The organism is Microterricola gilva (genome assembly GCF_004217495.1).
GTDB lineage: Bacteria > Actinomycetota > Actinomycetes > Actinomycetales > Microbacteriaceae > Microterricola > Microterricola gilva.
The window spans coordinates 1151659-1172402 of sequence record NZ_SHLC01000001.1 but is presented as its reverse complement, the minus strand read 5'-3'; the positions used below and the strand labels follow the sequence as shown (position 1 = coordinate 1172402).

The window sequence follows — 20744 nt, the reverse complement described above, 5'->3', positions numbered from 1 at the left end:
AGTTTAGTTGAGCGCGCGGCCCTGCTCCGCCGCGAGCGCGACGTCGACGCGATTCCGCAGTCCTGCGCGCACCGCCGGCCAGTCCTCGGCGACGATTGAGAACATCACCGTGTCGCGCATCGTTCCGTCATCGCGGCGCATGTGACGGCGAAGAACGCCCTCGTAGCGGGCGCCGAGGCGCTCGATCGCCCGCTGCGAACGCTCATTGCGGATGTCGGTCTTCAGCTGCACGCGGCCGGCATCCAGCGTCTCGAACGCGTACTGGAGCAGCAGGAGCTTGGTCTCGGGATTCACCGCGCCGCCCCACACAGACCTGGCGTAGGTTGTCGAGCCGATCTCGAGCGCCGCGTTGCCCGGCTGCACGTCGAGGTAGCTGGTGGAGCCGATCACGCTGCCGGCCGGCAGCCCACGGTGTTCGCGCAGCGTGCGCATGGTCCACTGCTGGCGGGTGCGATTCTCGCTCGCCGCGATCCGCTGCCTGTACTCCTCGACGCTCCGCGGTCGCCCGGCCACATGGGCCCAGACGGCGTCGTCGTCGAGAGCGTGGAACAGGCCGGCGGCGTCCTCTGCCGCATCCACCATGTCCAGGCGCACGAGGTTCCCCACCAATACGGTCGCCGTCGGCACCGGCCACAGCAGCTCCGGCCAGACGGTGTCGTGCGGGCGCGGGTCCTGCTGCGCCTGGAACACCTCGCCCACGCGCCTAGATCGCGGTCTCGGTGCCGATGACGTCGGCGTTGATGTTGAAGCGCGCGATCAGCACGGAATCGCTCTCGCCTGGAGCGATGGAGTACTCGAAAACGGCGAACGGCTCGTCCTCGCCGCTGTGGTGCGGCAGGAAGCTGACCCGCAGCAGCTGGAGCGAGCGCAGGAAGTCGATCTGGCGGTCGCCGGACTCCCGGCTCATCGCGTCGTCGAGGATCTCATCGCCAAGCTCTGCGACGCTCTGGTAGAAGTAGGCCACCGTGTTGGACGTGTCGGTGGCGAGCTCGCCGACGAAGGCTTCACGGGCGTCGGAGTCCAGATCCTCGAGCTGGCCGATCATGCCGGCGGCGATGTCGAGGGATTCCAGGGCGACGTCGCCCTCCTCGGGCGAGCTCAGCGAGATGTCAACGTCCTGCTCGCCGACGGCGACGGATTCGGACCAGTACAGCTCGTCTTCCTGCTCGCTGCCGAGGTAGCCGAAGTAGTCGTGTTCGATGGCCATGATGTGTGCTCCTTGTGCAGCCGGCGCTAGCCGACGAGTTTCTGGGCGAAGACGTGGGGGGTGAAACCGGTCAGGTCGTTGATGCCCTCGCCCTGACCGACGAGCTTGATCGGGATGCCGGTCTTCTCCTGCACCGCGAGCACGAAGCCGCCCTTGGCCGAGCCGTCGAGCTTGGTGAGCACGAGCCCGGTCACACCAGCGTGCTCGATGAACGCCTCGGCCTGAGCGAGCCCGTTCTGACCGGTCGTGGCGTCGAGCACGAGCAGCACCTCGGAGATCGGGGCCTGCTTCTCGACCACACGGCGGATCTTGCCGAGCTCGTCCATCAGACCGCCCTTGGTCTGCAGCCGCCCGGCGGTGTCGATGATGACGATCTCGATGCCCTCCGCCTTGGCCCGCTCGATCGTCTGGAAGGCGACGGCGGCCGGGTCCTGGCCCTGCTGCTGCGGGCGCACGATTCCGACGCCGGCACGCTCGGCCCAGGTGGCGAGCTGCTCGACGGCGGCGGCACGGAAGGTGTCGGCCGCTCCGACGAGCACCGTGCGGTCGTAGGTACGCAGGAACTTGGCGAACTTGCCGATCGTCGTCGTCTTGCCGACGCCGTTGACGCCGACGACGAGCACGACAGCCGGGCGCTCGGTGAGCTTGAGCGTCGAGTCGAGCCTGGCCAGGCGTTCCTCGATCGTCTCCCGCAGCATGCGCTGCAGGTCGGCGGGGTCGGTCGTGCGGTACTTGGCGACCTTGGCGCGCAACTCGCTGACGACGGCATCCGTCACATCGGGGCCGAAGTCGGCCGTGATGAGCGCGTCCTCGAGGTCGCCCCAGGTGTCGTCGTCGATCGTCTTCTTCGCGAACATGCCGCGAAGGGCTCCGGAGAGAGACCAGGAGGAGGTGCGTTCAGCCATGTGCCCAGCTTAAGGCGTCGCGCGGTTGGGCCCCGACTCTGCGGACGGGGCCCGCCCTGCGCTTTCACAGGAATAGTCCTCGAGGTTCACTCGTTGCCAGCAGCTATGCCCCGAAAGCCTGCAGCACCCCGCACACCCGCCCGTCCCCGCCTGTCACACACCGCCATCGCGGCGATCGCCGTCGTTGTCACCGCCGTCATCGCCGGCGGCGCCATCGTGGCGGTCACCCTCGCAGGGCGTTCGAGCGGCACCCCGGAGGCCGCCGCGGCTGGGAACGTCACGACCGGCCCCGTCTCGTCTGGACTGCTGCACGCCGATACCAGGATGGGAGCCGTGCAGCTCACCGTCGGTGAGATGCCGGCGATGCGCGCCTTCTACGCAGAGGGGATCGGCCTCGATGTGCTTGCGGAGACCGGGAGCGAGGTCTCACTGGGCCAGGGCGGTGAGGAGCTCATCCGTCTCGTCGCGGACGCCGCCGCCCCGCCACGGGGCAACACCGACGCCGGGCTGTACCACTCCGCCATCCTGTTCCCGGATGCCGCGGCACTGGCCGCGTCGCTGCAGAGCATCGCCGAGCGTTCCCCATCGAGCTATCAGGGCAGTGCAGACCACACCGTCAGCCAGGCGTTCTACCTCGGCGACCCGGAGGGCAACGGCGTCGAGCTCTACGTCGATCGCCCGCGCGAGGAGTGGGAGTGGATCGACGGGCAGGTGACGATGGGTTCGGCCGCGTTGGATCCGAACGCATTCATCGCCGAGCACCTCACCGACGCTGGCACGCAGTCGCCGGCGACGATGGGCCACGTGCACCTCAGCGTCGGTGACCTCGAATCGGCCGAGAGCTTCTACGTCGACGTGCTCGGATTCGACGTCACGAGCCGCGCAGACGGCGCCATCTTCATGTCGGCCGGCGGCTACCACCATCACCTCGCCGCGAACACGTGGAACAGCGCCGGTGCTGCTGCGCTTGGGCCGTCAGCCGGCCTCCGCGAACTTGCCGTCATCCTCGCGGATCGCTCCGAGCTGGATGCCGCGGCCGCCCGCATCGCGGAGGCTGGGCTGAGCGCGACGCTCAGCGACGACGGGCTCACCGTGCTCGATCCCTGGAACAACACCGTGCACCTGCGCGTGGCGGCCTGAGCTAGCTCGCCAGCTCCTCGCGTTCGCCGCGCTCGCTCGCGACGCGCTGCCCGACAACGGCCGAGACGCCGTCCTGGCGCATCGAGACGCCGTAGAGGGCATCGGCGATCTCCATGGTGCGCTTCTGGTGCGTGATCACGATGAGCTGGCTGGACTCGCGCAGATCCTGGAAGATCGTGAGCAGGCGCCCGAGGTTCGCGTCATCGAGCGCGGCCTCGACCTCGTCCATGATGTAGAACGGGCTGGGCCTGGCCTTGAAGATCGCGATCAGCAGCGCGACGGCTGCCAGCGAGCGCTCGCCACCGGAGAGCAGCGAGAGCCGCTCGATCTTCTTGCCTGCCGGTTTCACCGAGACCTCGATGCCGGTTGTGAGCATGTCGTCCGGGTTGGTGAGGGTGATGCTGCCCGTTCCGCCGGGGAACAGGATCGGGAACACCCGCCCGAACGCCTCCTTGGTGTCCTCGAAGGCGGCGGAGAAGATGGTCTGCATCTTCTCGTCGATCTCCTCGATGATCGTGAGTAGGTCTGCCCGCGTCTTGGTGAGGTCGGTGAGCTGCTCGCTGAGGAAGAGATGGCGCTGTTCGAGCGCGGCGAACTCCTCGAGGGCGAGCGGGTTCACCCGGCCCAGCTGGGCGAAGGTGCGTTCGGCCTTCTCGAGGCGGCGTTTCTGTTCCGCCTTGTCGAAGCGGCCGGGCTCGCCGCCCTCGACCTCGGCAGGGATCTCGATGTCCGGGCCGTACTCGGCGATGAGCACGTCCTCGGTGAGCCCCAGCTCCGAACCGGCGCGTTCGAGCAGGCTGGAGAGGTGGAGCTTCTTCTCGTAGATCTGCAGCTCGAGGCCGTGTACGTTCTCCGTGATGGTGCCGAGGCGTTCGCGCAGTGCCGCCTCGTCGCGGCGGAGCGTAGCCAGCTCCTCGTTCTCTGACGCCCGCTTGGCCTCGGCCGTCGTCAGCTCGACGCGGGCCTCCGCGACGGAGGCATCGACGGAGGCGAGGATCTCCGGCAGCGCATCGACGACGGCGGTGGCGGCATCCACCTGGCGGCGACGGATGACGGCCAGACGGGCGGCCTCCTCCGCGGCTGCGCGTTCCTGCTCCCGTTGAACGGTCAGTGCCTCGCGGCGCGCCTCCTCCGCGCGTGCACGTTCGCGCGCCGTCTCGAGGCTCAGGCGCGCCTCGATCTCGGCCTCGCGGGAGCGCTCGAGCTCGGCGAAGAGCGCGTCGCGGGTGCTGACGTCGAGCAGCGGCCGGGGCCTGGCGCGCGCCGTCTCGAGTTCGGACTTGGCCTTCTGTGCCGCCGTTTCGGCCTCGGCGACCCTGGCGGTGGCCAGCGTGAGCGAGTTGCCGAGGCGGTCGAACTCCGCGACGGAGGCCTCGAACTGCACACGGGCGCGGTTGAGCTTCTCGGTCTGGGTCGCGAGTTTCGAGTCGAATTCGCGCAGCGTGGCGAGCGCCGCCTGCGATTGGGTCTTCGCACTCTGGTGGATGACGCGCTGCTCGGTGAGCGCGAAGCGGGCACGCTCGATGAGTGACGTCACCTCGTCCAACCGTTCGGCGGCGGCGTCCCGTTCGGCCAACAGCTCGATGCGGCCCTGTTTGCCGCCGGAGCCGCCGCGCAGCACGTACTCCGTGAGCACGTCGCCGCCGCGGGTGACGATCGTCACGGGTGCACCGATGGCCGCGGCGTTGAGCAGGGGCGCAGCGGCGCGGGCCGCGGCGAGGTCGTCGGCGATCACGACGTGGGCGAGCACACCGAGCACGCCAGGGGGCGCGGTGATGACCGACGCGGCCTGGGTGATGCCGTCAAGCTCGGGGACGTCGACCCCGCCGGCCGCGGCATCCGAGTCAGCGTGCGGTTCGGCGATGACGAGCTCGACCCGTCCGAGGGAGTGCGCGCCGGCGTGGGCGACCGCCTCGTGCGCCGCGTCGCGGCTCTCCACCAGCACGGCGTCGGCGAGGGTGCCGAGCGCCGCGGCGACGGCGGCCTCGAAGCCCGGCGTGACCTGCACGCTCTCGGCGACGAGCCCACGCACGCCGGTGAGTCCGGCGGCGAGCAGCTCGGCCGAACCGTCCTTGACGTCGAGGGCCCGCGAGAGCGCACTCACCTTGGCGGCGAGGGCGTCGCGTTCGCGCTCCGCGCCGTGCAGCTCGTCGCGCAGGCGTTCGATCTCGGCCTCGGCGGCGGTGACCTCCCGCTGCGCCAGCTCGTACGCCTCGTCGAGGTCGGTCTCCCCTGCCTCGCTCTGCTCGGCCGCGGCCTCGAGCTCGTTCAGGTCTCGTTCGGCCTTGGCCCGGCGCTCGGCGGCGGCCTCTGAGGCGTTCTGCTGCCGCAGCACCTCACCGCGCACCGCCGCGAGACGGGAGGCCGCTGTGTCGGATTGGCCGGTGAGCTGGGTGATCTCCAGGTCGTGGCGGGAGACGAGCGCGCTCTGCGCGGCGATCTCCTCGTCGACGGCATCGAGCCGGGCGCGCGCTGCGACCGTCGCGTCCTGGGCGGCGCGGAGGGCGCCCTCTACGGCCGCGAGCTTCTCGCGCAGCCGCTCCACCTCGTCCTGTGCCTCGGTCACCATCGACTGGGTGACGCCAGGGCCGAGGTCGAGGCTCCCCGTTTCCCGCCCGAGCAGCGCGATGCGCTGATTGGCGAGGGTGAACAGGCCGCGCAGGCGTTCCTGCACCGATTCGAGGCCGAAACTCGTGCGGCGTGCAACATCGACGGCGTCGCCGAGCTGGGCCTGTTCGAGGCGCTGCACCCGCAGCTGCTTCTGCTCGAGCTGCTCCTGCAGCACGATGCGCTCGCTGTGGCGTTCGTGCTCCGTGCGCGTGAAGTCGTCGAGGGCGCGGCGCAAGCCGACGACCTCGTCGGCGAGCAGGCGGGCGCGGGCGTCGCGCACGACCGCGGCGATCGACTGTGCCTCGCGCGCGATCTCGGCCTGCTTGCCGAGCGGCTTGAGTTGGCGCCGGATCTCGCCGGCGAGGTCGCTGAGCCTGGTCAGGTTGGCCTGCATCGCATCGAGCTTGCGCAGCGTCTTCTCTTTGCGGCGACGGTGCTTCAGGATGCCGGCGGCCTCTTCGATGAAGCCACGGCGGTCCTCCGGGCTCGCCCGCAGCACGGCGTCGAGCTGCCCCTGGCCGACGATGACGTGCATCTCACGGCCAAGGCCGGAATCGCTCAGCAGCTCCTGTACGTCGAGCAGCCGACATCCGCGGCCATTGATCGCGTACTCGCTTGCGCCGTTGCGGAACAGGGTCCGGCTGATCGTGACCTCGGAGTACTCGATCGGCAGGGCGCCGTCGGAGTTGTCGATCGTGAGGGTGACCTCTGCTCGCCCCAGCGGGCCCCTGGTCGAGGTGCCGGCGAAGATGACGTCTTCCATCTTGCCGCCGCGGAGCGTCTTCGCGCCCTGCTCCCCCATCACCCAGGCGAGGGCATCGACGACGTTGGATTTTCCGGAGCCGTTCGGGCCGACGACACAGGTGACGCCTGGCTCGAAGGCGAAAGTGGTCGGCTGCGCAAAGGACTTGAACCCCTTCAGGGTCAGGCTCTTCAGGTACACGCGCCGCCTCGTCTTCTCGCCACAGCTGGATCTGTGCGGATATTGGCTCTACGGTACCGGAACTCCTCCGGAATCCCGGGAAATCAACGGGCGTCTCGGCTTGCCCTCACGGGATCCGCGTGACGTAATGGAGAGATGACGGATGACGGCGCAGCTCTGCTCGACGCGATCGAGATCCGCGAGGTGCCGATTCCGCGCCGCCTCGGCACGGCGGAGGCGATCCCGTTCGAGAAGGCCATGGAGTTCTCCGGCGTGATCGAGGAGAGCATCTGGGGCCATCGGGACACCTGGCTCGGTCCGGAATCGTCGCTGTCGGAGTATCGTCCGAGCGCCTTCACCTGGCGCCTGCCGCTCGCGGCATGGCGCGGCGAGGACGTCGTCGGGCGCGGGATCGTGCGCTACGAGCTGAACGACGACGCGCGAACGGCCTTCGTCTACGTCTCCACTCACCCCGCCATGCGCGGCAGGGGTCTCGGCAGCCGGCTGCTCGCCGAGACGGAACGCATCGCGGTGGCCGCGGGGCGCACCTCGCTGAACAGCTACAGCGATCATCCTCTGGGCTCGCTGAGCGGCGTCGACGAGACCGTCCCGCGTCTTGCCGCGTCCGTCGGTGCCGCCGTCATCCCCGAGACCGACCCGAGCGCGCGCTTCGCGATGAAACACGGGTACACCCTGGCCCAGATCGAACGGGTGAGCGTCTTCGACCTCTCCAACGGCGAACACGGCCTCCCCGCCGTGCAGGGCGAACTGGCGCGGGCCGTGCAGCACGCCGGCGACCGCTACGAGCTGCTCACCTGGGGCTCGGAGACGCCGGAGGAGTACATCGACTCCTACGCGGAGGCGAACAGCCACATGGCGACAGACGCGCCGGCCGCCGACCTCGAGATCGACAGGGAGACGTGGTCGGCCGATCGTGTGCGTGAGCACGAGAGCGAGGCGGATGAGGCGGGCATGGAGCTGCTCCGTGTCGCCGTGCGCGATCGCACGGATGCCAGCATCGCGGCCTATTCGGAGCTGGAGCTGCCTGCTGAGCATCCGAATCTCGCCTATCAGGGCGACACCATCGTGCTGTCCACCCACCGCGGGCACGGTCTCGGCATGCTCATGAAGGCGGCGAACCTGGTGAGCCTGGCCGAGGTCGCCCCGTCGCGGCGACGGGTCTACACCTGGAATGCCGACGAGAACGAGCACATGCTGCGCATCAACCACCAGCTCGGCTTCGAGCTCGTCGGCTACTCCGCTGCCTGGCAGAAGACGCTCGCCTGACCGCGTCGGGTCGCGACGAGGGTGCCGAGCACGCCGAAGACGAGCGCGCCGCACGCGTACGCCACGAGATCGAGCGCGGCAAAGCTCGTGCCGAAGACGAGGCGGGCTGGCGGGAACACCGTTGACAGGGCGGCCGGTGCGCCGGTCAGCTGCAGCAGCTCGATCGCCACGGAGAACAGACAGCCGATTGCCGCGGCGAGCCAGACGCGGGCCAGCCGCCCGCGGGCAACCGAGCCCAGGGCGAGCAGCGGGTAGACGAGCAGCGCAATCAGGATCGTGTACAGCGCGCCACCGAGGAGATCGCCGACCACCCCTCCGACGCCGAATCGCACCAGGAGCCCGAGCGCCACCACCGCGCAGACCGCCGCCAGCCACGGCAACACGCCGGTGCCAGACGATCGCGATGCTGTCATTTCCCCAGCCTAGGCGGCGGTTCAATACATGCCGTGAGGTTATGGCTCACTTAATGGTGTGTAATAGAAGAACACCACCGAATCATCGCGAGCACGTGAGGGCACCGCCCCGCGCCGTGGAATGGTTCGCATCGAACCGTGGTTGGACTCCGTGGGTAACACGATTACCCGCTCCATGCCCCGGTGCCAAGAATTGAGATCATGACCGCATTGCCCACCACCGCCACCTCCGCCCTGCAGGAGCACGCCGCCTGGCGCGAACAGCGCCTCGACGCGCTCGTGAGCCCGCAGGGCAACCTCGCCCTGGTCGAGACCCGGTGGCTTCCGAACGGTGAGCGGCTCGGCGCCGACGACGCCCTCGTCGGCCAGGCAGACACGGTCACCGCCACCGTCCTCGAGCGCACGAACCTCGAGACCGGCGAGCCGGAGCACGGCGTGCGCCTCTGGGATGCCGCATCGCCGGCCATTCTGGCCTTCGACACGGTTCCGGCCTTCGACTACGACCCCGACTGGGTCATCGAGGCGCAGTTCACCCCCGTCGCCGATGACCGCACCATCCCGTTCGAGCACATTCGCGACAACGGCGGATCCCGGTCGCTCGTCGTGCCAGGCGACATCCGCTTCGAGCACGACGGCACCGAGTACACGATGAGCGCCTTCGACGACGGCGGCACTCTGCTCCTCGTCTTCGGCGACGCCAGCAACGGTGCAGAGGGCGACGCGGGAACATACGGGTCTGGGCGCTTCCTCTTCGTGCAGCACAGCGACGGAGCGCGCTTCGACGGCCGTGGCGGTGCAGCAGGCGCCGTCACCCTCGACTTCAACCGGGCCTTCGTTCCGCCCTGCGGATTCTCGGCCCAGTACAACTGCCCGCTTCCCCCCGCTCAGAACCGCTTCGCCGGACCCGTCGCGGCCGGCGAGCGTGTCGCCGTCTTCCACGACGGCTTCGACATCTACACGCTCTGAGCCCCACCACTCTGAACCCACAGCACCAGCCGCACCACTAAACAGGAGAAACACGTGAAGAGATCCACGGGCGCCATCGCCCTGTCCGTCGCCGCAGCCCTGGCCCTGTCCGGCTGCGCTGCAGGCGGCACCACCGACAGCGGTGCGGGCTCCGCAGACGCCGTCATCGAGATCGGCTCGCTCTACGAGCCGCAGAACCTCAGCAACGTCGACGGCGGTGGCCAGGGTGTCACCGAGGCGTTCACCGGCAACGTCTACGAGGGCCTCTACCGCCTGAGCGACGACGGCGAGGTCGAGCCGCTCCTGGCCGCGAGCAACACCGTGAGCGAGGACGGCCTCAACTACACCTTCACGCTGCAGGACGGCGTCACCTTCCACTCCGGAGACCCGCTCACCGCCGCCGACGTCAAGTCGAGCATCGAGCGCGTCGTTGCCGAGGACTCGCAGTCGGCCCGCAAGAGCAGCTTCGCGGTCATCTCCGACATCCAGACCCCGGATGACAAGACCGTCGCGATCACGCTCTCCGAGCCGTCGATCTCCTTCATCTACAACCTCAGCTACATCTGGGTCGTCAACGACACCGCGAAGGACCTGAAGACCTCGGAGGACGGCACCGGCCCGTACACGCTCGGCGACTGGAAGCGGGGCAGTTCGCTCAGCCTCGACCGGTACAGCGACTACTGGGGCGACGCGGCATCCAACAAGGAAGTGGTCTTCAACTACTTCACGGATGCAACCGCGCTCAGCAACGCGCTCGTTACCGACCAGATCGACATCATCACGAGCGTGCAGAGCCCCGACCAGCTCAGCCAGTTCACCGACAACCCCGACTTCGTCGTGAGCGACGGTGACTCCACCACCAAGGAGCTGCTGGCGTTCAACGACAGGGTCGCCCCGTTCGACCAGGTCGCCGTGCGCAAGGCCGTGTACTCCGCGATCGACACCGAGAAGCTGCTCACCTCGATCTGGGGCGACTACGGCACGCTCATCGGCTCGATGGTCCCGCCGACAGACCCCTGGTACGAGGACCTCACCCAGGTGAACCCCTACGACCCCGAGCTGTCCAAGACGCTGCTGGCCGAGGCCGGCCTGCCGAACGGCTTCGAGTTCACGCTCGACACCCCGAGCTACGACCCGCACCCCGCCGTCGCCGAGTTCCTGCAGAGCGAGCTCGCCAAGGTCGGCATCACCGTGAACATCAACACGATCAGTGCCGACGAGTGGTACTCCAAGGTCTTCAAGGAGCGCGACTTCGAGGCCACCCTGCAGGAGCACGTCAACGACCGCGACGTGGTCTGGTACGGCAACCCCGACTTCTACTGGGGCTACGACAACCCCCAGGTGACGCAGTGGGTCTCCGAGGCCGAGCAGGCCGCAAGCACCGACGAGCAGACCGCCAAGCTCAAGCTCGTCAACGAGCAGATCGCAGCTGACGCCGCGAGCGTCTGGCTCTACCTCTACCCGCAGATCGTCGTCGCGAACAGCGACATCTCGGGCTACGGGGTCAACGGCCTCAACTCGCAGTTCTTCGTCTCGAAGATCGTGCGCAGCTAGTCATCCGCTTCGAACGGCCGGGCGGTCGCCAACGCGACCGCCCGGCCTTTTGGCGCTAGCCTGAAATCTCCATGACCGTCTATCTCGTGCGCCGCCTCGCCTTCCTGGCGATCTCCTTCGTGATCGCCATGCTCGTGCTGTTCCTGCTGCTCCGCGTACTGCCGGGCGACCCCGCGAACGCCCTGCTCTCGGTGAACGCCACCCCGGAGCAGATCGCGGCAGCCCAGGCCCAGGTCGGTTCGGACCGCCCGCTGATCGAGCAGTTCTTCGACTGGTTCGGCTCCCTGGCGACACTCGACCTCGGCACCTCATTCATCAGCTCCCTCCCGGTCGGCCCGGAGATCGCGGCCCGCATGGCCGTCACAATCCCGCTGACCTTGCTCTCCTTCGCGCTGGCGCTGCTGATCGCGCTCCCGGCCGGGTTCGTCGCCGCGGTGCGCTCCGACCGCTGGTACGGCGTTGCGCTCTCCGGCTTCTCGCAGCTCGGCATCGCCGTTCCCGTCTTCTGGGTCGGCATCCTGCTCGTCAACGTCTTCGCGGTGAACCTGCGCCTCCTGCCGTCTGGCGGCTTCCCGCGCGATGACTGGGCGAACCCAGCCGACGCGCTGACCTCCCTTGTCCTCCCGGTGATCACGATCGGCCTCGTCATGAGCGCGTCGCTCACCCGCTACATCCGCTCGGCCACCCTCGACGTGATCGGCAGCGACTACCTCCGCTCCGCCCGCGCCCAGGGGGCGAGCTTCTCCGGCGCGTTCCGCCGCCACGGCCTGCGCAACGGCAGCGTCCCCGTGATCTCCATCCTCGGCATCGAACTGGCGACGACCTTCCTCGGCGCCGTCGTCGTCGAGAGCGTCTTCGCCCTTCCCGGCCTCGGCAGCATGCTGCTGACGGCGATCCAACAACACGACTACCCCAACATCCAGGGAATCCTCTTCGTGAGCACCCTCCTCGTGCTGCTGATCGGCTTCGCCGCCGACGTCGTGCAGCGCTTCATCGACCCGCGTCTGCGCGTGAGCATCTCAGGGAACGGCATCCGATGACCGTGGTCACAACGACGGATGCCGTCGCAACTCTCCCCCCGCGACGCCGGGCGCGCCGCCGCTCCGTCACGCTCGTCATCGGCATCGTCTTCGTCGGCCTCGTCGTGGCGACCGCGCTGCTCTCGCTCGTCTGGCTGCCCTACGAACCGAGCGACACGTCCGGCGGCCGGCTCGAGGCCCCGAGCTGGGAACACTGGCTGGGAACCGACAAGCTCGGTCGCGACCTCATGACGCAGCTGATGATCGGCGCGCGCATCGCGATCGCCGTCGGCGTCGGCGCCGTCACGGTCGGCGCCGTCATCGGCATCACGATCGGACTCATCGCCGCCTTCGCCAAGCCCTGGCTCGACGACACGATCTCGGCGACACTCGACGTGCTCATCGCCTTCCCCGTGCTGCTGCTGGCCATGCTGATCGTCGCCGCGCAGGGCTCATCGCTCGGCACCGCGATCCTCGCGATCGGCATCGCTCTGTCTGCCGTCGTCGCACGCCTCACCCGCATCCTCGCCACCCAGGTGCTCCGTGCCCAGTACGTCACGGCGGCGCGCACCTCCGGCACCCGCTGGCCCGGCATCATCGTCCAGCACGTGCTTCCGAACATCTGGCCGACGCTCAGCGTCAACCTCGCGCTGCAGTTCGGCGCCGCGGTCCTCGCCGAGGCCAGCCTCTCCTATCTCGGCCTCGGCGCTCCCCCGCCCAACGCCTCGTGGGGGCGGATGCTGCAGGAGGCGCAGTCCACGTTCACGACCTCGCCGGTCGGCGCGCTCGCCCCCGGCATCGCCCTGGTGATCCTCGTCGTCGGCATCAACTTCATCGCCGACGGCCTGCGTGAGCTCGCCGATCCGACCCGAAAGCACTCACGATGAGCCCCGCGGAGAAGAGCCTGTTGGAGGTTGACGCGCTGACGATCCGCGCTCGCGCCGCCGATGCGGATGCCGCGCCCCTCGTCAACGCGCTGAGCTTCTCGCTCGAGCGCGGCGCGCGGCTCGGCCTCATCGGTGAATCCGGATCGGGCAAGTCCCTCACATCGCTCGCCGTCACCGGCCTGCTGCCGAGCTCGCTCAGCGCGGGCGGGAGCATCACGCTGGACGGCGTGCAGGTGGTCGGCGCGGACGACAAGACCCTGCGCCCGCTCCGCGGTCCAGTGGCATCCATCGTGTTCCAGGAGCCGCTCACGGCGCTCGACCCGCTCATGCGCATCGGCAAGCAGCTGGCCGAACCGATCCGGCGCCACCAGGGTCTGCGCGGAGCCGCGCTGGCCGATGCCGTCCGTGCCTCGCTCGCCGAGGTGGCGCTGCCGGACCTGGACCGCATCGTCAGGGCCTACCCGCACGAGATCTCCGGCGGGCAGCGTCAGCGCGTCGCCATCGCGATCGCCCTCGCCAGTCGCCCAGCGCTGCTGATCGCCGATGAGCCGACGACGGCGCTCGATGTCACCGTGCAGGCGGAGGTGCTGCGTCTGCTCGACCGGCTCGTCGCCGAGCGGGAGATGGCGCTCCTGTTCATCAGCCACGACCTCGCCGTCGTCTCCTCCCTCGTGGACGAGGTCGTCGTGCTGAGCGCCGGCGTCGCCGTCGAGCGTGGCCCGGTCGCGCGGGTGCTGAGTGCCCCGCAGCACGAGTACACCGCGCGGCTCGTCGCCAGCGCCCGCGCACTCGACGACGCCTTGGAGCTCTCGTGAACGACACGCCGATCCTCGCGCTGCAGGACGCCAGCCACCGCTACCACGGCGGCGGACTCTCCCTCGACGGTGTCTCCCTGGCGATCGCCGCCGGTGAGAGCGTCGGCCTCGTCGGCGAATCGGGGGCGGGCAAGACGACCGCGCTGCGCCTGCTGCTCGGCCTCGATGCACCGACGAGCGGAGCCGTGCTCTTCGACGGGGTTCCGCTGAACCGACGGGATGCCGCGCAGATCCGGCGCTTCCGCAGCTCGGTGCAGACGGTGTTCCAGGACCCGTACTCCTCGCTCGACCCGCGCCAGCGCATCGACCGGATCGTCAGCGAGCCGTTGCGCTCGCTCGGGATCGCCCGTGGTCGCGACGCGGCCGTGCAGGCGGCATCCGCCCTCGAATCGGTCGGACTCGACGCCGATGTGCTCGCCCGCTACCCGCACGAGTTCTCCGGCGGTCAGCGTCAGCGCATTGCCATCGCCCGCGCCATCGTCTGCAAACCGCGGCTGCTGCTCGCCGACGAGCCGGTCAGCGCACTCGACATGAGCACCCGCATCCAGGTGATCGAGCTGCTGCGGGAGCTGCGTGAGCGCACAGGGCTGGCCCTGGTGATGGTCTCGCACGATCTCGGCGCCGTCGCCGCGCTGTGCGAGCGCACCGTCGTGCTGCGCTCCGGCCGCGTCGTCGAAGCCGGCACGACCCGGCAGCTGCTGCGCGCACCGGCCGAGGGGTACACGAGCGCGCTGATCGCCGCGGTGCCCCGGCTCCCCCGCTAGCCAGCGTCCCGTCGGCGTCATCGACTCGCCAAAGAATGCTCAAACACGAGCCTTTTTAGAGCATTCTGTGGCGAGTCGATTCGGGGCCGTGCCAGCGGCCGAGCGAATTCAGCGCAGTCGTTGGCAGCGCGGGCAGAAGTGCGAGCCGCGGTTCATGAACTGTTCGCGCTTCATCGTCGTGCCGCAACGCAGACACGGCTTCCCCTGTTGGCCGTATGCGGTCAGGTGGTGCGCGAAGTAACCGGACTGCCCGTTCACGTTCACGTACTGCGCGTCAAAGCTCGTGCCGCCCTCCGCGAGTGCCTTGTCGAGCACGCGCCGGATCTCCGCCAGCAGCACGCGCTTCTTCTGCATGGACAGCGAAGCGGCCGGCTGTTCGTAGTGCACGCGTGCAGCCCAGAGCGCCTCGTCGACGTAGATGTTGCCGATGCCGCTGATGAGGCCCTGGTCGAGCAACGCGCGCTTGATGCCGGTGTTCTTGCGCGCGAGAGCGGCGAAGAAGGCCGCGTCGGAGAAGGCGGGGTCGAGCGGGTCACGGGCGATGTGCGCGACCTGGCTCGGGATGCCGGCCAGCCAGGGCTCATCGCCCGTGGCTGCCCGCCCCGCGAAGCCTGCCGCGCGGCCGTCCGCGGTGGGAACGACGGTGTCGACCGCTATCGATCCGAAGATCCGTTGGTCGACGAAGTTCACCCAGAACTCGCCGTGCTCCGGGTGTTCGATGGCGAGCCGGATGCGGAGCAGACCGGATTCCTCGAAGCCGGGGCTGCGCAGCAGCACCTGCCCGCTCATGCCCAGATGCGTCACGAGTGCGCGGCCGCTGCCGAGCGGCAGCCACAGGAACTTCCCGCGGCGCACGGCGGCCAGCATCCGTTGTTCGAGCAGCAGTGCCTCGAAGCTGCCGGATGCCGCGTTGTGCCGCTTCAGGGAGCGCTCGTCGAAGACCTCGACGCCACGCACGACAGCGCCGGTCACGGCCGGTGCGAGACCGGCTCGTACGACCTCGACCTCAGGCAGTTCCGGCATCGGCGGGAATGGTCGCCGGTTAGGAGGCGGCCGAGCGACCGGTGAGCCGGGACCAGGCCTCGAGCGCTGCAGCCATCTCGGCGTGCTTCTTGCTCGTGCCCTCGCCGCTTGCCGTCACGTCGCCGACGGTGACCGTTGCGACGAAACGCTTGTCGTGGTCAGGTCCGCTCTCGCTGATCTCGTAGACGGGGATACCGCCGCCACGGTGCGCCGCGATCTCCTGCAGGCTCGTCTTGGGGTCCATCGCCGCGCCGAAGCGGTCTGGGTCGGCCAGGAGCGGCTCGATCAGCCGCAGCACGAACGGTGTCGCGACATCGCCGCCCTTGTCGAGGTAGACCGCGCCGATGATGGCTTCGACCGTGTCGGCGAGGATGGAGGCCTTGTCGCGACCGCCGGTCAGGATCTCACCGCGGCCCAGACGGATGTACTGCCCGAGCCCGATGGATCGCGCGACCTCGGCGAGTGCAACACTGCTCACGAGGCTGGCGCGCCGCTTGGCGAGGTCGCCCTCGTCAAGGTTCGGGTAGCTGCGGTACAGCATGACCGTGACGGCCTGACCGAGAATCGAGTCGCCGAGAAACTCCAGGCGCTCGTTGGTGGGGATCCCACCGTTCTCGTACGCGAAAGAACGATGCGTCAGAGCGAGCTCAAGCAACGCATCGTCAATGTCGATGTCGAGAGACGCCGCAAGGGCATCCCGCGACTGCTCAGAGAGAGAAGTCATGCAGAGATGCCCTTCACGCGACGTGCTTCTACGCGCATCGACGAATTAAACGTCGGCGACCTTACGGCCCTTGTACTCCATGAAGAGTTCGGTGCCGGCCGAGTCGGTGACGATCTTGGCGCGGTGCGGCAGGCTGTAGGTGACCTTGCCGTTTTCGACGGTCTTGACGAGGTTGGGAACCTCAGCCTTCCACTGCGAACGGCGGGCGCGCGTGTTGGAGCGTGACATCTTCCGCTTGGGAACAGCCATGACTATCTCTCTTTCTTCGTGTCGATGCCGGCCTCTGGGCCTTCACCGTTGTCTGTGGAAACCTGCAAGTCCGCAAGCGCAGCCCATCGCGAGTCGCGGGGCTCTTCTACGGTGAGTTCGGGTTTTTCGGCAAGCCGCTCCCCGGTCTCAGGATTGAGACCTGGGCAATCCGGCCGGCAAACCGGCTGGAACGGAAGTGCAAGCACAACCGCATCCCTGATCAGCGGTTCAAGATCCACGTGGTCATCTTGAACCTCATACTCAAAAGCTTCATCAGAAGAATACGCGAAAAGTTCCTGAAACTCGACTTCGACTGGCAGTTCGATGTCAATCAGGCAGCGTCCGCAGATTCCGGATGCCGTAGTTTCGACGTTTGCGCTGACCAAAACGCCCTCGTGAACGGCCTCAAGACGCACGTCGACGTCCATGATGTCGCCCGCGCGCACAGCAACGAGACCCTCGCCGAGTTGCTCGGGAAGAGGGATCTCCAACGTCACCTCGCGCATTTCGCCTGCGCGACGAAGGAGGTCGCGCACGTGCACGGTATAGGGGGTCTTGCTGAAATTACTCACCACGAGATCCTAGCGAGTATTGCTGAGTACTCCCTGCCCGGGTGCGAATGCGGCGCCGACACGGGCGAAGAGCGATGCGGGAATCAGCCGGGCGCGAAGCCGGCGGCGAGGGGGAACCGCCCCACGGATCGCCGCGTCGAGCAGCGCGGCATCACGCAGCATCGCGGATGCATCACCCCTGGGCCCATCACCGTCGCGCGGCCGTGCGTACCGCTCCCGCTCGAACTCGTCCAGCAGGCGTTGCAGAGCCGCATCGGCCTCGGCACTCTCCCCGCCGGCATCGCGGAGGATCGTCCGGATGGCGCCGCCTCGCGCCCTCGGTGTCTCCGTGTCGCTGACGGGGTGCCCGCAGTCGGTGAGCGTGTCGGCCAGCTCCTGCCAGAGCGGCCCGATCCCGGCCCCAGCGGCCGTCCTGCGCCGCCGCCAGGCGGCCAGCAGGCTGCGGCTGAACCATGGCACCGCGAGCAGCGCGAGCACGGCGGCCGCGAGCAGCAGGTTCCGGGTCAGCAGCGCGCGCGCCTCCTCGGCATCCGCAACCGCGCTCGGTTGGTTCGACTCGTCGACGTTCCTGGCATCAGGCCCGTTCACCGCACCGCTGCTTGCCTGCGGAGCGGGCACGATGGGCGCCGTGACGGCCGCCGTGGGCAGCGAATAGCCCGGAACGGAACCACGCCCCGGCGTCGGTTCGAACGGCACCCAGCCGACGCCCTCGAAGTAGAGTTCGGGCCACGCGTGCAGATCGGAGGTCTGCACCTGGTAGAGCACCGCCCCCTCCAGACGCTGTCTGGTGCGCTCCCCCGGCGCATAGCCGAGTGCCACCCGCGACGGGATGTCCAGCGTGCGCGCCATGACGGCCATCGCTGAGGCGAAGTGGATGCAGTAGCCGGACCGCACCTCGAGGAAGCTGGCGATCGCCCGGAGCCCACCGCCGTCGAAGCCCTCGTCGACGGGGGTCTCCTCCGAGTAGATGAAGTCGCGGCCTCGAAGGAACTTCTGCAGGGCAGCGGCCTGCAGATACGGGGTCTCGGCGGTCGCGGTGACCGCCCGCGCCGTCTCACCGATGAGTGGGGGGATGTCGCCAGGCAGCTCGAGGTAGCGCGCGATCTCACCGGGATACTGCTTCTCTGAGGCGGCGAGGTCCTGTTGGGTCGGCAAGAGTTCCAGGCCGTTCACGACGTAGTTCTGTCCAGCGATCGTCGAGTGCGTGGTTGCCACCGTCAGCGCATCCGAGTCCCAGTACCACTGCCCGTTCAGCCCCTCGATGCTCGTCGCCGGGTACGGAACGGGCAGCCACTCGCTCCGCACCGCCGCGACCTGGATGCTCGTGCGCACCTCCTTGGTCGCCACATTCTCGCCCAGGCCGGGAGGGGCACCGAACTTGTCGACCGTGTTGGACTCATTGAACGCGCTGTGCCCGGCCACCCAGCTGTCACCTGAGAAGGAATCGAGGGTGAGCATCTTCAGGTACACCGCCCGCGAGCTCGTGGAGCTGTAGGACAGCGCGGGCGCAGGTGCCGGGCGCCGCAGATCCTGTCCGAGGTCGATCAGCGGGTTCACGGCACCGCCGAAGAGCGACGTCGACGGCGGGCCGACGCCGAGCGGCGCCCCGAGGGAGACGACGGGGACGGCCGCCGTCAAGACCAGCGCCGAGACGATTGCGACGGAGCCGACACCGATGGCGCCACCGAGCGGCCCAAGGCCGGGTTGCTTCGTGGCGGCGACGATGCGCGGGCCGCCCGGCATGCGATCGTTGGAGCCCGTTGCCGCCTGTTCCTCACCGCGCCGGGTGCGCACGTCGACACGCAAGAGCAGCAGATAGGCGGAGGCCACGAGCACGAGCACCCAGAGCTGCTCGTCCTGCCGCAGAGCGACGGTGGGCACGATGGCGAGCACGGCGACCGGGATCCCGGCGAGCGCCGGCATCCGCGCCCACACGGCCAGGGTGTCGGCCAGCAGCACGAGCAGACCGGCTCCGATGCTGAGCAGGAACACGATGCCCGGTGTCGCCTCTGCCGGCACCGCCTGCGTCTGGATCGAGGACTGCCCCTCGGCGATCAGCGCCCCGAAGACGCCGATCGTGTCCGGTGTCGGCAGCAGAAGGAGCAGTCCGGTCCCCGCGCCGAAGCCGAAGGTCAGGTACACGAGGAGCGCGCAGAAGGAGAGCAGGGGCACCAGCGGCGGCGCAACGTTCCACCCGCGCAGCAGCGCGCTGGAGACGCCGGTCACGATGATCGCGGCGACGCTCGCCCACCACCATGAGAACGAGACGAGCACGGGTGCGAGCACCAGCAGTGCGGTCGCGGTGAGCAGCATGACGGCACTGCCGAGCAGCCAGTACGGCCTGCCGCGCTGGGCGAAGCGGGCTGCCGGGTCCCGATCAGGCGACATCGTGGATCCGCCCCCGTTCGGCCTCGGCCCAGGCGTCGGGGATCTGCTGCGGCGAGCGCAGCTCGATGCAGTGCCACCCGGCGTCGATGAGCGTCTCGATCGCGCTCCGGCGCATCGTGTCGAGCACGAACGCCACCGCCGGCTCGCAGTAGGGGCGGAGTGCAGCGAGCGCGTGCGTCTCTTCCTCGTCGATGTCGATGAGCACGGCGAACGCGGGCAGGTGCGAGCTGGTGCGCAGCGCGCTGCCGGCCGGAGCCTCCCCCGCCTCCACCCGGGGCGTCGGCCACGGCACTTGCAGATTGGCGAGGCCCTCCAGCAGCGCCCGATCGCCTCCGGGTGTGCGGAAGGAGCACGGCGCGTCACCGCGCAGGCCGCCGCGCAGCCCGCCATGGGAGTTCTCGCCTCCCCCGGAGATCAGCTGGCTCGGTCCTGTCTCGACGACGTCGAGGCGGAAACCGCTCGCCAGCAGTTGCATGGCGATGGAGGCGACGGTCTCCAACGCCAGCTCGACGGCGCTGTCGAGGCGGCCGTAGCGCTCGGAGAGTCCTGCCCGTTCCGCGGCGGACGCACCGGAGAGCGTGGTGTCCAGGATGATCCGTGCCTCCGGGTTGCTGCGTTGCTCCTCCTGGCGCACCATCAACTCATCGCGTTTGGCCGTCGCCGCCCAGTGCACACGGCGCAGCGGGTCGCCAGGGCGGTACTCGCGCGCGATCAGCTCATCCGAGTTGGGGTTCGTGTGGCGCAGCAACTCGTGCAGCGCGCCGGTGCCGGAGCTGAGCGCTCGCCCGCTGCCTGGCAGCGCGCTCACCCGGGGTGTCACGATCAGGTCGTGGGGTTCGCCGACCGGCCGTTCGGCGTAGGCGAGCCCGAACGGGTCCCCCATGCCGAGGATGAGCGGCCCGATGTCGTACACGCCGCGCCGGCGCGGGCGCAGGGTGTACTCGAGTCTGGCCGTGTCGTCGCCGCCGTCCGCCCCCGATTGGTGCCGGCCGAGCGCCGGCAGCAGCGCGTCCTGCGGCACGAGGATTCCGGATGCCGCCTGATCCCGCCACCGCGCGCCGAAGCTGGGGCGACGACCGATGTTGCGCACGACGAGCGAGACGACGGCCTCGCCGCCCGCTGGCACGATTCCGGGCGCGAACACGCGTGTCACGTGCACCCTGGCTCCGCGGAGTGCGACGTAGCCGAGCGCGGCAAGCGGCACGGCGATGAGCACGAACGCGACGAAGAGGAACTCTTTCCTGCTGAACAGGAATCCGCCGCTCGCGAGGGCAACTCCCACGATGAGCATGGCCCACC

At 68.9% G+C, this 20744-nt stretch carries 19 protein-coding genes; 8 read left to right on the top strand and 11 right to left on the bottom strand.

The annotated features are described in order from the left end of the window. Positions 1–3: 3 nt before the first annotated feature. The 3 genes from EV379_RS05255 to ftsY are packed head-to-tail and all read right to left on the bottom strand — an operon-like array spanning position 4 to position 2112. The gene (locus tag EV379_RS05255; RefSeq protein WP_242616252.1) at positions 4–699 is read right to left on the bottom strand and encodes a GNAT family N-acetyltransferase; all 696 of its coding nucleotides are present in this window, start codon (positions 697–699) and stop codon (positions 4–6) included. Positions 700–703: 4 nt separating this feature from the next. Then, positions 704–1207 (bottom strand): DUF2004 domain-containing protein, encoded by a 504-nt coding sequence (locus EV379_RS05250; RefSeq protein ID WP_130505204.1) that lies wholly within the window; start codon positions 1205–1207, stop codon positions 704–706. A 26-nt stretch (positions 1208–1233) separates the two neighbouring features. Continuing rightward, the gene (gene ftsY, locus EV379_RS05245) at positions 1234–2112 is read right to left on the bottom strand and encodes a signal recognition particle-docking protein FtsY (RefSeq protein WP_130505203.1); all 879 of its coding nucleotides are present in this window, start codon (positions 2110–2112) and stop codon (positions 1234–1236) included. 105 nt (positions 2113–2217) lie between these two features. On the opposite strand from ftsY, the gene EV379_RS05240 reads away from it, so the two are divergent. After that, on the top strand, positions 2218–3252 hold the full coding sequence (locus EV379_RS05240) for a VOC family protein (protein ID WP_242616251.1): 1035 nt from the start codon (positions 2218–2220) through the stop codon (positions 3250–3252). Between the two features lies 1 nt (position 3253). On the opposite strand, the gene smc is transcribed toward EV379_RS05240, so the two are convergent. After that, on the bottom strand, positions 3254–6805 hold the full coding sequence (gene smc / locus EV379_RS05235; protein WP_130505202.1) for a chromosome segregation protein SMC: 3552 nt from the start codon (positions 6803–6805) through the stop codon (positions 3254–3256). 135 nt (positions 6806–6940) lie between these two features. Here smc and EV379_RS05230 point away from each other — a divergent pair, with 135 nt between their 5' ends. Next, positions 6941–8071 carry a GNAT family N-acetyltransferase gene (locus tag EV379_RS05230; protein WP_130505201.1) on the top strand — a complete coding sequence of 377 codons (1131 nt, stop codon included), beginning with the start codon at positions 6941–6943 and terminating at the stop codon, positions 8069–8071. Here EV379_RS05230 and EV379_RS05225 read toward each other — a convergent pair. Then, complete coding sequence (locus tag EV379_RS05225; protein WP_130505200.1) at positions 8038–8484, bottom strand: DUF2809 domain-containing protein; 447 nt, start codon at positions 8482–8484, stop codon at positions 8038–8040. The two genes, EV379_RS05230 and EV379_RS05225, sit on opposite strands and share 34 nt — an antisense overlap. A 201-nt stretch (positions 8485–8685) precedes the next feature. Here EV379_RS05225 and EV379_RS05220 point away from each other — a divergent pair, with 201 nt between their 5' ends. From EV379_RS05220 to EV379_RS05195, 6 genes are all read left to right on the top strand, one after another. Continuing rightward, positions 8686–9450 carry a DUF1684 domain-containing protein gene (locus tag EV379_RS05220; protein ID WP_130505199.1) on the top strand — a complete coding sequence of 255 codons (765 nt, stop codon included), beginning with the start codon at positions 8686–8688 and terminating at the stop codon, positions 9448–9450. Between the two features lie 54 nt (positions 9451–9504). Continuing rightward, positions 9505–11004: an ABC transporter substrate-binding protein gene (locus tag EV379_RS05215; protein ID WP_130505198.1), complete on the top strand. Its 1500-nt coding sequence runs from the start codon at positions 9505–9507 to the stop codon at positions 11002–11004. 71 nt (positions 11005–11075) lie between these two features. Next, on the top strand, positions 11076–12044 hold the full coding sequence (locus EV379_RS05210; RefSeq protein WP_130505197.1) for an ABC transporter permease: 969 nt from the start codon (positions 11076–11078) through the stop codon (positions 12042–12044). Further along, a complete protein-coding gene (locus EV379_RS05205) occupies positions 12041–12910 on the top strand; it encodes an ABC transporter permease (RefSeq protein WP_130505196.1) in 870 nt (289 codons plus the stop codon). The genes EV379_RS05210 and EV379_RS05205 overlap by 4 nt, the downstream gene beginning before the upstream one ends. Beyond that, positions 12907–13725 carry an ATP-binding cassette domain-containing protein gene (locus EV379_RS05200; RefSeq protein ID WP_130505195.1) on the top strand — a complete coding sequence of 273 codons (819 nt, stop codon included), beginning with the start codon at positions 12907–12909 and terminating at the stop codon, positions 13723–13725. The genes EV379_RS05205 and EV379_RS05200 overlap by 4 nt, the downstream gene beginning before the upstream one ends. Then, the gene (locus tag EV379_RS05195) at positions 13722–14489 is read left to right on the top strand and encodes an ABC transporter ATP-binding protein (protein ID WP_130505194.1); all 768 of its coding nucleotides are present in this window, start codon (positions 13722–13724) and stop codon (positions 14487–14489) included. Before EV379_RS05200 ends, EV379_RS05195 begins: the two co-directional genes overlap by 4 nt. 108 nt (positions 14490–14597) lie before the next feature. Here the strand turns inward: EV379_RS05195 and mutM are convergent, their stop codons facing one another. The 6 genes from mutM to EV379_RS05165 all read right to left on the bottom strand — a co-directional run bounded on the left by mutM (position 14598) and on the right by EV379_RS05165 (position 20736). Then, positions 14598–15512 carry a bifunctional DNA-formamidopyrimidine glycosylase/DNA-(apurinic or apyrimidinic site) lyase gene (gene mutM, locus EV379_RS05190; protein WP_130505193.1) on the bottom strand — a complete coding sequence of 305 codons (915 nt, stop codon included), beginning with the start codon at positions 15510–15512 and terminating at the stop codon, positions 14598–14600. Between the two features lie 19 nt (positions 15513–15531). Then, entirely contained in the window at positions 15532–16236 is a 705-nt protein-coding gene (gene rnc, locus EV379_RS05185) for a ribonuclease III (protein ID WP_130505192.1), read from the bottom strand. 45 nt (positions 16237–16281) lie between these two features. Further along, on the bottom strand, positions 16282–16485 hold the full coding sequence (gene rpmF / locus EV379_RS05180; RefSeq protein WP_055833186.1) for a 50S ribosomal protein L32: 204 nt from the start codon (positions 16483–16485) through the stop codon (positions 16282–16284). Between the two features lie 2 nt (positions 16486–16487). Continuing rightward, on the bottom strand, positions 16488–16991 hold the full coding sequence (locus tag EV379_RS05175; RefSeq protein ID WP_130507318.1) for a YceD family protein: 504 nt from the start codon (positions 16989–16991) through the stop codon (positions 16488–16490). Positions 16992–17066: 75 nt separating this feature from the next. After that, entirely contained in the window at positions 17067–19445 is a 2379-nt protein-coding gene (locus EV379_RS05170; RefSeq protein WP_165397291.1) for a transglutaminase TgpA family protein, read from the bottom strand. Then, positions 19435–20736, bottom strand: coding sequence for a DUF58 domain-containing protein (locus EV379_RS05165; protein WP_165397290.1), 1302 nt, complete (start codon positions 20734–20736; stop codon positions 19435–19437). Before EV379_RS05165 ends, EV379_RS05170 begins: the two co-directional genes overlap by 11 nt. Positions 20737–20744 lie beyond the last annotated feature (8 nt).

Excerpts from the sequence above, each read along its gene's own strand:
- mutM (WP_130505193.1), bottom strand. The coding sequence starts at position 15,512 with ATGCCGGAACTGCCTGAGGTCGAGGTCGTACGAGCCGGTCTCGCACCG.
- rnc (WP_130505192.1), bottom strand. The coding sequence starts at position 16,236 with ATGACTTCTCTCTCTGAGCAGTCGCGGGATGCCCTTGCGGCGTCTCTC.
- EV379_RS05240 (WP_242616251.1), top strand. The coding sequence starts at position 2,218 with ATGCCCCGAAAGCCTGCAGCACCCCGCACACCCGCCCGTCCCCGCCTG.
- EV379_RS05175 (WP_130507318.1), bottom strand. The coding sequence starts at position 16,991 with ATGCGCGAGGTGACGTTGGAGATCCCTCTTCCCGAGCAACTCGGCGAG.
- EV379_RS05170 (WP_165397291.1), bottom strand. The coding sequence starts at position 19,445 with ATGTCGCCTGATCGGGACCCGGCAGCCCGCTTCGCCCAGCGCGGCAGG.
- EV379_RS05250 (WP_130505204.1), bottom strand. The coding sequence starts at position 1,207 with ATGGCCATCGAACACGACTACTTCGGCTACCTCGGCAGCGAGCAGGAA.
- rpmF (WP_055833186.1), bottom strand. The coding sequence starts at position 16,485 with ATGGCTGTTCCCAAGCGGAAGATGTCACGCTCCAACACGCGCGCCCGC.
- EV379_RS05220 (WP_130505199.1), top strand. The coding sequence starts at position 8,686 with ATGACCGCATTGCCCACCACCGCCACCTCCGCCCTGCAGGAGCACGCC.
- EV379_RS05200 (WP_130505195.1), top strand. The coding sequence starts at position 12,907 with ATGAGCCCCGCGGAGAAGAGCCTGTTGGAGGTTGACGCGCTGACGATC.
- EV379_RS05225 (WP_130505200.1), bottom strand. The coding sequence starts at position 8,484 with ATGACAGCATCGCGATCGTCTGGCACCGGCGTGTTGCCGTGGCTGGCG.
- ftsY (WP_130505203.1), bottom strand. The coding sequence starts at position 2,112 with ATGGCTGAACGCACCTCCTCCTGGTCTCTCTCCGGAGCCCTTCGCGGC.
- EV379_RS05205 (WP_130505196.1), top strand. The coding sequence starts at position 12,041 with ATGACCGTGGTCACAACGACGGATGCCGTCGCAACTCTCCCCCCGCGA.
- EV379_RS05230 (WP_130505201.1), top strand. The coding sequence starts at position 6,941 with ATGACGGATGACGGCGCAGCTCTGCTCGACGCGATCGAGATCCGCGAG.
- EV379_RS05210 (WP_130505197.1), top strand. The coding sequence starts at position 11,076 with ATGACCGTCTATCTCGTGCGCCGCCTCGCCTTCCTGGCGATCTCCTTC.
- EV379_RS05165 (WP_165397290.1), bottom strand. The coding sequence starts at position 20,736 with ATGCTCATCGTGGGAGTTGCCCTCGCGAGCGGCGGATTCCTGTTCAGC.